The sequence below is a fragment of the Exiguobacterium sp. TNDT2 genome (assembly GCF_003331145.1).
Taxonomy (GTDB): Bacteria; Bacillota; Bacilli; order Exiguobacteriales; family Exiguobacteriaceae; genus Exiguobacterium.
Map to the genome: position 1 here is coordinate 1 of NZ_QLVE01000045.1, position 10164 is coordinate 10164.

Genomic DNA, 10164 nt, shown 5'->3' on the forward strand with positions numbered 1-10164 from the left:
ATAACAAAGAGGCCCCCGGGAGCGACTTGTTCGCTCCCGGGGGCCTCTTGTCATTTTTATGGGTTCGTGCACACATTTTGGACTAAACAGATAGGGGCGACCTCTGATAAAGTTAAAGTGACCAAACCATAACTTTGGAGGTGCCCCTATGTACAAAGAGTATACCATGAACCAATTGGTTTTGCCCCTAGATTTAGAAGTCCGTCTCCAGGAAAACGATATCGCCTTCGCTGTCCACGACCTTGTCGAACAGATCCCCGACGAGGCCTTCGAGCCGTTCTGGATGGGCTACACTCAATTGGACATAAATGAAGAGGTCGATTAGACTGAAACAAATTATGAACACGAGGAGAACATTAGACATGACAAAGAGAGCGCACCGCGTTTACACAGATGAATTTAAAGAACAGGTCGTCCAGCTCTATCTCAACGGGAAGCCGAGGATCGATATCGTTCGCGAGTACGATTTGACACCATCGGCACTGGGACGTTGGATCAACCAGAGCCGTACGACCGGTTTGTTCAAGGCAGAGGACAACCTGAGCGACGAGGCCCGTGAACTCCGTGACCTGCGCAAGCAAGTGAGGCAGCTCGAGATGGAGAACGACATTTTAAAGCAAGCCACGCTGATCATAGGACGAAAGTAACTGTCATCAAGAACAATATGCACAAATATTCGGTATCAGCAATGTGTAAAGTCCTGAAACTATCAAGAAGCACCTTCTACTACGAATCCAAGAGGCGACCGGCGGTCGACGATGTGACCGGTGATGTCATCGAGATTTTCCGCCGCAGTCGTGACAATTATGGGACGCGCAAGATCAAGGTCGAGCTACAGCGTATAGGGAAGCGTGTGTCACGCCGACGCATCGGACGCATCATGAATGAGCAGGGGCTCGTGTCCTCCTACACCGTCGCACAATTCAAACCGAAACGAAGCAATCCTAACGAGTCCACGGTGAAAAACGAGCTGAATCGTGAGTTCCGTCAGGAAAAGGAACTGTCGGTCATCGTGAGCGATTTGACATACGTCAGGGTCCAAAACAAATGGAACTATGTCTGTGTATTTGTCGACCTATTCAATCGGGAAATCATCGGACATAGCGTCGGCGAACGCAAGGATGCGGACCTGGTGGCCCGGGCGATCGCAACAATTCCAGCTGACCTCCGTCGGGTGGGCATGTTTCACACCGACCGTGGGAGCAAGTTCAACAACAAACTCGTGAGCGACACGTTGCGTAGCTTCGGGATCCGTCGTTCGCTCAGTGACAAGGGGTGTCCTTACGACAACGCAGTGTCAGAGGCGACGTACAAGGTTCTCAAAATCGAGTTCGTCAAGAAGCAGACTTTCCCGAATCTGACGGTTCTCGACCGTGAATTACGTGATTACATACATTGGTTCAATAACATCAGAATCCATGGGACATTAGGTTACCTGACACCGAAAGAATACAAAAAAAGAGACCTCTTAAAAAATGTCTAGTTAAGTGTTGACAATCCAACCATCGTTCCACCGTCGTGTAAGGTAATCCGTATTCACGCGCTACATCTGAGATCGTCCTACCGTGGCAACGTTCTGCGATGCCTTTCCGGAAAACCTCGGTGGAAGTGCGGACGAGCCCGAGACCGTAGTCATACACGAACGTCAAATCACAAGAGGTGCATCTTTGACGTGGGACATCCAGTTCGATCCAGAGTACACCGACGTTCCACGCATGACCGTGTCGAAAGCGACGCCGCTTTTTCGAATGCAGGATGGTCTTTCTCTGGCACAGCGGACAAAGGGATGTCATGTCGACCCGGGATGACCGGAAAAACGTTTGGTTCTTCGTCTGACGACATTTGGATCTGAAAAAGGTCTGGAAGTGGAAGAAGTAATTTGATAAACTGTTGGGACAAAGCGAAAACTCCAATCGTGGTTTGTCTAGGCAACAATTACGATACCGGGGTTTTCGCTTTTTTTCTATGTTCAATTCAAAATCTGATGGATTTTATGTGTCAACCACACCTTATGGTGATGAGCCTAATCATTTCAATCAATATCCAATTTATAACAAGAAGGAGAATTTAATTTGCGCATTTATCTGCTAGGCATTTTATCGTTTGTGGCATGGATTTATATCCTCAGTCGTCAGTATTTGTATATAGAGACTGTCCTAATCGATCAAGACTATTTCATCATTGCGCTCATCGAACTCGAGACTTTCATGTATTTGCCCTTCCTCATGATGTTCTCCGTGATTCCACTCACTAGCGCAATCATTTCAGAATACACGATTCGCTATTTCAAGAATCGTGACAACCCGCACCTATTCGGTTTACTCGCTGTCCTTTATGCACTTGCGACGATTCATATGGTGTGGCTGGTTTGGACGTTTTTTACGACTCCAACTTACTAAAGCTCATCAATCTTCCTTTCAAGTTGCAAGACCCATTCATCCAAATCCGATTCATCATGTAAGTAACCGCTGTCTCCGTCGGATAAATCGATCCCGTTTAACCAGACAAGTGAATCAGTCGTCATGCCCACAATGAGGTCGTCATCTGACTACTGAAGCACACGTCCGGCCCAATCGGATACGTCTTCCCGCGTCACTAAGCCCACCTTCACATACAGAATCCATTCAATCATCTCCTCGAACGTCGGGGTATTACGTTTTCGAGGAAGTTCTTGTTCAGACAACTCTCCAAGATTTAGACGTTGCGTCAAGAGCAATAGTCGCTCTTTCGTCGGCGCCCAGTTCATAACCGTTTCAATCGGTGTGCGAATCACATCACTCGGTCTGTATTCGTCGTCACAAAAGAATAGCTCCCCATTGCCTAAATCGATCGCTAACCAACTCCCAACACGGTCGTAACCAATACGGATGAACCGCAAGTCGGTTTCTTGTAAAGCACGAAGTTGTGCGGCATCTTCCCTCGTCAACAGTCTTGCTTGTCTTGAAGCTCCGTCTGTCGTGAACATCTGACGTTCCATTTCCTCCTCACCCAATGAAGAAATGATGACGTGCTGTTCAAACAATGGGCCGCCCATCTTACCGTAACCAATCCTTGACGGAAGTCGACAACGTCTCCTCCGCTTCGAACGTCTCATGACTGACGATGACGACGTGATTCGTCTCGATATTCACACAAATGGGGTCCCCTAAAAAGTCCTCATACCCGATGACGTAGAGCCCGTCCGGCCATGGCTCCTCGTCGTCCTGATACTCCTCCTGTACTTCCTCGAAACGAGTGCTCTCGTTGATGAATGCGAAACGAGGCAATCCTTCCATATCTTCGAGCTTGATTTCGACCTCTTCCGACGGCAATAGTGCTTTCAATTCATCTGTTGTCATTGTCATTCCACCTTTCTTTCTTTTGGTCTGACTTCACCTATCTATCTTGACATACTATACCTTTAGTGTAAAATTACACTTGTAAGTAAATGTAAATCTAACCCTCGTCAAGAAAGGGGTGTCCTGATGGGCAATCCAAAGAAATGCCTCATCGTCTTGTCATCGCTTTATGTACTCGCATTTATCGTGAACCTCATTCCATCCATCATGTTCCCTGATGCGACGATTCAGCCGATTCATGCGGTCGCATCCGGCTTACTGCTCGTATGCATGTTCGGGACGTGTTTATTACGGAATCGTGTCGCCAAACTATTGATTTTAGCTATTTTATTTGCAAGTGTGACCGTGTTCACCTTGATTAGTTTCGAGTCATACGTCTATGACATCGTGCTATTGGACGCCTTGTTCGCGATTCAGTATCCGCTCTACATCCTGTTCGTGACACCACTGTTCGGGCTCAATTACTTCCTGAACGTCAATCCGGAATACGTGGCCTTGCTCGTCTTTTTCATCGCGATTTTGTTGCTCGTCATCCATGAACTCGCGGTGACAAGATTCGATCGAGTTAAACCGTGAGCGGAAATAGCATTACGCGTCGTTTTCAAGCAGTCATGATCTGCGGCACGAGCCTTTTCATGTCCATCGTTTACCTTTTGTTCTCCCCGAATTGGATTGGACCAGGATTCGTGTGGATACTCGGAACGATGATATTGTTGGCAACCTCTTCAATCGGATTAACAGTTCACCTTGCCAAACATCGGGGATGGAATCGATCTAAGTACATTTTCGTAGGCATCGGCATACTCTTGATGCTTGGACTCATTTCCCTGTATATCTTGTGGTACGTTATTGCCATCAACATGAATCACACGACATCACATACGCTAGGAGGACACATATGAACTTCTATATCGGCTCCCGCTTCTCGAACATAGAACAGGTCAGAGCCCTACGCAATCACCTACTCAACGACGGCCACACGCATACATACGACTGGACGACGAATGACCGCGCCACGTCACTTGACGACTTGCGAGCCATCGGCACGAACGAGTTCGAGGCGATCAAGGCGTCGGACTTCGTCGTCATCTTGCTTCCGGCCGGAAACAGCAGCCATGTCGAGCTCGGGATTGCCCTCGGTGCAGGTGTTCCCGTGTTCGTCCATGACGCTACAAATCGTTTCGACGATGTCGAGACGACGAGCACGTTCTATCATCTAAACCATGTCGTCCGATTGACGGGACCGCTCAAGGACGTAGCTCGGTCCATCACGACCCACTTCGCAGGTACAGCACGTTAAGTCGCCTCACCGACCCATTATACTTGACCACAAAACCGGCCCAGATGCCGGTTTTGTTTATTAAACAGCTTGTTTATTTATTAATCCACGCGAAGAACGCACTCGCCCCGATTCGAAAAACGAGCTCATTGTCTCAATCCATTGTTCTATAATAAATGTATAAGACATCTATGATTGGTTATTCACCGCATATAGCGGGTAATTGAGGATGTGGCTCCTCGAGAGCCGATTCGAGACCGATGGGGGGGATGAAAATGAAACAATGGACCAATGAATCAATTTATTTATTCGGTCTAATCGCTTGTATGATTGTCGGCACGATGGCGTACACTATTCTTTTGTCCGAAAGCAACGTCGGCTTTCTCGGCCATTTGATTTTACCTGCCATCGTACTATTTTCTCTCATCCTCGGGATGCGGGCTGGGCTAACCATGTCTGTCACACTCCTCATCTTTTTATTCAGCTATTTTCGATGGTTCTCATCCATTTATGAAGCAGGAAACGTTCAATTTTTTAACGTCAAAGGCATCAGTTTTACGATTCTGCTTCTCATCATGTCCATTTTGTCCGGTCTCGTTCATCAACTCGTGAATAACGTGCAACTGTCACGGCACGAGTTAGAGGAACGGGCGCGACAATTGATTGCGGTCGATCCAGAGACGTGGCTTGATAACACCGATCGATTTCGGATGGACTTGAATGCGGAACGAGACCGCCTGATTCGCCACGGTGGCTCCTTCTCGGTCTCGTTCCTTCACTTGAACAACTTCGCTCGTTTCGAGGAACATTATGGGCGAACTGAATATGAATGGTTCTTGAATTATTTCAGTGACGAGCTCCACATGGCAACAAGACGAACCGATCACAAGTATCGGGTCGCAGTCGATACGTTCGCCATCATCTTCCCTTACACGTCACCAAAAGCTGCACAAGTTGTCCATGACCGGATTCGTCCGCTACTAGAACAGTATGAGCTTCAAAGCGGTAAACACGTGTCATTGACGTATGAGGATACGTTTTATGAAGTGAATCGAGAAAATTGTAATACGGTCGTTGATAAAGTCGTTGCGAAGGCATCGTCGACTAGTTGAGAAATACTTGATAAAAAAACCTTGAATGATCGACACTTCATAAAAGTGTGCATTCAAGGTTTTTTGTGTCATCGCATCGATTTTTCACCCCCATTAAGCCGTTTCAATTCTCCATCACGACTGCTGTCTGTAACGTCAACACGAGTCATCATGCATATACTCCCAATGTTCTTTTGGATACAGCCACAAGTCCATCACAGGTTTAATCCAATTCAATTTCTTATCTAAATCGCTCTAGATGTTGCTCCATCTAGGTTGCCCGAAAAGCATTTTAATATGCATCGTTCGACCTTTTACAGATTCAGTTTATAATTGTCAATCGTTTCATCTCGTTTCATTTCCGACTAAATAAAGAGGTTTCTTCTCTTGAATCGCCTCGACCACGCCTCCAGCAATCTCTTCATACGTCAACCAGCGGCGCTGCCCCTTCACGACCTGATAGCCGAGTTGCACTTGGTGATAACAGACGTCTTCAGTGATCGTCAGCCTGTTTCTCACACCGCTCGAGTTGGCGCGGCTACCGAGAACATGGAACACGTCCGTTCCCCTGCGCAGTGCTGACAACACACACGGTAAGGCGTCAGCTGCGTCCGAATGAATCCAGGCAACAATCAGGTCGAAATCTCCATGAATCGCAATCGAACGTCGCATTGCTTCCTTGAGACACAAGTCGTCCCGATAGTCGACCAATACGGCAGACAGTCGGGCGGATACTTGTTCGGTCAATCGGCTCATTTTCTCGGCATCCCGTCCGATGATGGACACGTGATACCCCACCTCTGCCAACCAAAGGACCGTCCCCGCCAGCATCCCCGCTGCCGCCAATCACTAGCGCATGTTTCACGATGTATCTGTCCCTTCTGTCCGTTTATAAGTATGGAAGGAATCCTGACTTACGAAAGCGAAATCTACATACAACATCACCTCAAGGAGGCATGATTCCCATTCCATCGACCATCTATTCCATCAAACCAATCGAGTCGCCACGCGAACTCGATGAATCGTTTTCAGTCATGAACCAACTGCGCCCCGACTTGACGCTCGAGGCCTATCGCGAGCTTGTGGCCGCCATGCGACCACAAGGGTATGAACTATATGCGTTATACACCGACGATACAATCGTCTCACTCGCGGGGATCGAGGTACGTGTCAATCTCTATCTCGAGAAGCACGTCTTCGTTTATGACCTTGTGACGTGCATGAACCATCGCTCGAACGGATACGGCGAGATGTTGCTTCACTTCGTCCACGAATACGCACGCGATTGTGGCGCGACGTGCGTCGCCCTCGAGTCAGGACTTGCCCGGACCGAGGCGCACCGCTTTTATAAAGACAAAATGGACTATGCCATCACGAGTTATTCGTTTCGTAAACAGCTTTGAATGCTATGTAACGAAAAAGGAAGAGCCGAACGCTCTTCCCGTCTTTATTATATCTCGATTCTCGAACCAAAAACAGACTATCTTCTCCTAAATTCATCCACTATACCGTGAAGACAACCTGACTGAAGGAGAGATGAAGCATGACTGATGATAAGAGACCACTCGACCCCGGTCCGTTTTTCCACGGCACGAAAGCCGAACTGAAGCTAGGGGACTTGCTTGAACCGAAGCGACGCTCGAACTATCAAGATAAGCAGTCGAACTACATCTATTTCACGGCCACCCTCGACGCCGCCAAATGGGGAGCCGAACTGGCGAGCGGTGAGGCTCGTGAGCGCATCTATCTCGTCGAACCGACGGGCGACTTCGAGAACGACCCGAACTTGACGGACAAACGCTTCCCTGGCAATCCGACCCGGTCGTATCGGTCGAACGCCCCGCTCAAAGTCGTAGCCGAGCTCGGGGCGTGGGAACGCCATCCGGACGATGTGATTGCTCATATGCTCGACTCACTTGAGAAACTACGACAAGCCGGGAAAGATGTGATTGAAGACTGATACGAAGTAGAAACACTTTGAGTAAATCGCACAGAAAGCGCTGATATTCAGGAAAAATTGATTATGACAAACTTGATTTATGAATGGACCGAGTCAAATCACAATCTGAAGATTAATTTATCATAGGTTTCTCATAATATTGAGTGAATTCAATCACTATGACTGGCTGCCCGTCTTGATGAAAAGAAAGTAAACATTCCACTGGCGATGGCTGAGAACACAATTTTTAAAAGATAGTTGTGAGTAAAACCATCAATCACGTACCCCTTCAGCTTTTGCAATAGAGTGGCTTCCGGAATCCAATCAATCACATAACCGATTCCTAACATTGAAGGAAGACTCATTAACAAGTACACCGAGACAAAAACGAGCATAAACGACTTCGTGTTCACCATCTTTACCTCCTTAGTTTTACGATAATCAAGTACTAAAAGAAAGCGGATGACATCAGTGTGTGATGCCGTCCGCTTTCTTTTGATTCATCTTTTGAAACGAGCTATCCTCATGCACGAGTGTGAACGGATCCACGAGTGACGCGGCTGCCGCCTCCGCTTGAGATATCGTCTCTTCGGTGACAACCGCTTCTTGACGTCGCAACCGGAACGCCCGCTCGAGTCGGCTCGTCAGCAAATTGCTGAGGAAGACGAGCAGTGACAGTCCGAGGGCCGGGACGAGGAACATGTGGTTCGTCATCCACGTCGTCGCTGTGAACTGCGTGAAATAAAAACCGAACATCGATGACCATTCAAACAGTGTCGGTCGGACCCCTTCAAACAGGAAGACGGTCCCCCCGAAAAAGACGCCGAATAACGATAGATGGATGAGCAACATCAGTGTTTGCACGAATTGCTGCATGAAGACGATGACCAATGTCGGGACGAGGTGTGGCCACAGATGACGCCTTGTCCGGTGCCACACGCTGCCGCCTAACGTCTCGGCGACAATCATAAACTCTTGTTTGAGCAACTGCCGGACCTCGGTAATCAAATAGAGTGTGACAGCAGGCAATCCGAGCGCCACGAACACCGTCAACTGCAGCGGCACGCGGTCCAATAGCGGCGGCACCATGGTTGAGTCTGCGAAGAAAAAGGACGGGAATAACATCATCATGGCCAACAAAGAGATGGGTAGAATCAAAAAACCATCTAACACCATTTTGAAGATTCGGTTCACGCGCGCCCCGCGAAAAGCGAGCGGAATTCCAATCAATAAACCGAGTGCCATTCGTCCGAGCGCAACAACCGCACAAATACCAACCGTCCACTTGAAGCCTTCAATCATCATTTGGAACAAATCGTTCCCGGCCCGGTCGGTACCGAGCCACTGATCTTTCGATGGTTCGAGCGGTGGGATGCCAATCAACCGACCTTCATCGGAGTAACGGTTCAAGAATTGATCGACTTGGCCATCACGGAATACGGTATTGCCGATACTGAGTAACAACAAGCTGACAAATATCGCGAATCCAATCATAAATATCGGATCGCGCAGGAGTGCACGACGCATCAAATCCCTCCTTTTCAGGCATTCGGAATGAGCCATTCCGCTACTAAATCCAATAGGAAAATCGGGATATAAACGACCAACAAGATGACGAGCAGAATCGGCATGACCGGGTTATAGACGGCGAACCGGAAAATACCTTGGACGTTAAACAAATACTCGATAATCAACAGACTCGATAGCACCGTGATCAAGTTCGAACGGAAAAAGAGGTAGAAGCGATACACCAAATTCGGCAGCAAGTGTCGCCAGAACAGGGCGGCCGGTCGGACGCCTTTGGCCCGCGCCAGCTCGAGAAACAACGACACTTCTTCCTCGAGGATATGTTTCGTCAACCATTTGAGGAAGAAGAACAGAATCGTGAGCGTCAACGTCACAATCGGTAAAAAGCGTATGTATTCGGCGAACCCACCAGCGACTTCAATCCGATCGAACCCTGTCTTCTTATAAAACGTGATGGCGAGGAATTGCGAGAAGATTAGCCAAAATAAATCCGGGATCATCTCGAGCGTCTGACTCGTTTGTTGGAGCACCGTGCGCACGCGTTTGCCGCTCCGATAAAAGAAATAAGCATACAAAAGCGCGAACCCGACCGAGACGACGAGTGACGTCATAAAGATGATGACCGTCTCTTTTATGAGCGGGGCGAGATCTGGCAATAACGGTAACTCTCGTTGTGCGGTGACGTTGTAGTATGTAATTTCATCGAGTTTCGCCAATTGGCTGAACTGTTGTTGGAGCCCGTTCCAGTAGTTAGTTGGCACGAACTCGAGTTGCACGACGAGTGACGGCAAGGCACTGATCGCAATCAATACAAATATGGTGATGAAAAACTGAGCCGATTTTTGAGCAATCCAATTCATCCGATTCTCTCCTTTTAATTTTCAATCGCCTAAGAACACAGATAAAAAAGATGTATCTCCAAAATAAAACATTTATCCGACTTTAAAGTAAAAAAAATCCATATGTGTATTTTTTGATTCTATCATAGTA

The 10164-nt window shown here is 47.9% G+C and carries 15 protein-coding genes; 8 read left to right on the forward strand and 7 right to left on the reverse strand.

What is annotated here, in order from left to right; translation table 11 throughout:
* Positions 1-166: 166 nt before the first annotated feature.
* Both DPV68_RS14890 and DPV68_RS14020 read left to right on the forward strand, forming a co-directional pair.
* Positions 167-325: a hypothetical protein gene (locus DPV68_RS14890; RefSeq protein ID WP_198662332.1), complete on the forward strand. Its 159-nt coding sequence runs from the start codon at positions 167-169 to the stop codon at positions 323-325.
* A 37-nt stretch (positions 326-362) separates the two neighbouring features.
* A protein-coding gene (locus DPV68_RS14020) for an IS3 family transposase (protein ID WP_114167395.1) occupies positions 363-1483 on the forward strand; the annotation gives its coding sequence in 2 pieces (ribosomal slippage) (positions 363-612 and positions 612-1483; 1122 coding nt in all).
* Here the strand turns inward: DPV68_RS14020 and DPV68_RS15205 are convergent.
* Positions 1410-1793 (reverse strand): helix-turn-helix domain-containing protein, encoded by a 384-nt coding sequence (locus DPV68_RS15205; RefSeq protein WP_114167396.1) that lies wholly within the window; start codon positions 1791-1793, stop codon positions 1410-1412. The two genes, DPV68_RS14020 and DPV68_RS15205, sit on opposite strands and share 74 nt — an antisense overlap.
* A 279-nt stretch (positions 1794-2072) precedes the next feature.
* Here DPV68_RS15205 and DPV68_RS14030 point away from each other — a divergent pair, with 279 nt between their 5' ends.
* The gene (locus DPV68_RS14030; RefSeq protein WP_114167397.1) at positions 2073-2399 is read left to right on the forward strand and encodes a hypothetical protein; all 327 of its coding nucleotides are present in this window, start codon (positions 2073-2075) and stop codon (positions 2397-2399) included.
* A gap of 149 nt (positions 2400-2548) precedes the next feature.
* Here the strand turns inward: DPV68_RS14030 and DPV68_RS14035 are convergent, their stop codons facing one another.
* Positions 2549-2977: a hypothetical protein gene (locus DPV68_RS14035; protein ID WP_157964203.1), complete on the reverse strand. Its 429-nt coding sequence runs from the start codon at positions 2975-2977 to the stop codon at positions 2549-2551.
* A gap of 58 nt (positions 2978-3035) precedes the next feature.
* Positions 3036-3344, reverse strand: coding sequence for a hypothetical protein (locus DPV68_RS14040; RefSeq protein ID WP_157964204.1), 309 nt, complete (start codon positions 3342-3344; stop codon positions 3036-3038).
* A gap of 120 nt (positions 3345-3464) precedes the next feature.
* Between DPV68_RS14040 and DPV68_RS14045 the strand changes: the two genes are divergently transcribed.
* From DPV68_RS14045 to DPV68_RS14055, 3 genes are all read left to right on the forward strand, one after another.
* Entirely contained in the window at positions 3465-3914 is a 450-nt protein-coding gene (locus DPV68_RS14045; protein ID WP_114167400.1) for a hypothetical protein, read from the forward strand.
* 322 nt (positions 3915-4236) lie between these two features.
* Positions 4237-4638 carry a group-specific protein gene (locus DPV68_RS14050; RefSeq protein WP_114167401.1) on the forward strand — a complete coding sequence of 134 codons (402 nt, stop codon included), beginning with the start codon at positions 4237-4239 and terminating at the stop codon, positions 4636-4638.
* Positions 4639-4892: 254 nt separating this feature from the next.
* Complete coding sequence (locus tag DPV68_RS14055; protein ID WP_157964205.1) at positions 4893-5729, forward strand: GGDEF domain-containing protein; 837 nt, start codon at positions 4893-4895, stop codon at positions 5727-5729.
* Positions 5730-6053: 324 nt separating this feature from the next.
* Here DPV68_RS14055 and DPV68_RS14060 read toward each other — a convergent pair whose 3' ends face one another.
* Complete coding sequence (locus DPV68_RS14060) at positions 6054-6554, reverse strand: Rossmann-fold NAD(P)-binding domain-containing protein (protein ID WP_157964206.1); 501 nt, start codon at positions 6552-6554, stop codon at positions 6054-6056.
* A gap of 110 nt (positions 6555-6664) precedes the next feature.
* Here DPV68_RS14060 and DPV68_RS14065 point away from each other — a divergent pair, with 110 nt between their 5' ends.
* Together DPV68_RS14065 and arr are read left to right on the forward strand one after the other, a co-directional pair.
* The gene (locus DPV68_RS14065; RefSeq protein ID WP_232819662.1) at positions 6665-7111 is read left to right on the forward strand and encodes a GNAT family N-acetyltransferase; all 447 of its coding nucleotides are present in this window, start codon (positions 6665-6667) and stop codon (positions 7109-7111) included.
* Between the two features lie 140 nt (positions 7112-7251).
* Positions 7252-7668, forward strand: coding sequence for an NAD(+)--rifampin ADP-ribosyltransferase (gene arr / locus DPV68_RS14070; protein WP_114167404.1), 417 nt, complete (start codon positions 7252-7254; stop codon positions 7666-7668).
* 149 nt (positions 7669-7817) lie between these two features.
* On the opposite strand, the gene DPV68_RS14075 is transcribed toward arr, so the two are convergent.
* The 3 genes from DPV68_RS14075 to DPV68_RS14085 are packed head-to-tail and all read right to left on the reverse strand — an operon-like array spanning position 7818 to position 10034.
* Positions 7818-8060: a hypothetical protein gene (locus tag DPV68_RS14075; protein WP_114167408.1), complete on the reverse strand. Its 243-nt coding sequence runs from the start codon at positions 8058-8060 to the stop codon at positions 7818-7820.
* Between the two features lie 55 nt (positions 8061-8115).
* Positions 8116-9174, reverse strand: coding sequence for an ABC transporter permease (locus tag DPV68_RS14080; RefSeq protein WP_114167405.1), 1059 nt, complete (start codon positions 9172-9174; stop codon positions 8116-8118).
* 14 nt (positions 9175-9188) lie between these two features.
* Positions 9189-10034 (reverse strand): ABC transporter permease subunit, encoded by an 846-nt coding sequence (locus DPV68_RS14085; RefSeq protein ID WP_114167406.1) that lies wholly within the window; start codon positions 10032-10034, stop codon positions 9189-9191.
* Positions 10035-10164 lie beyond the last annotated feature (130 nt).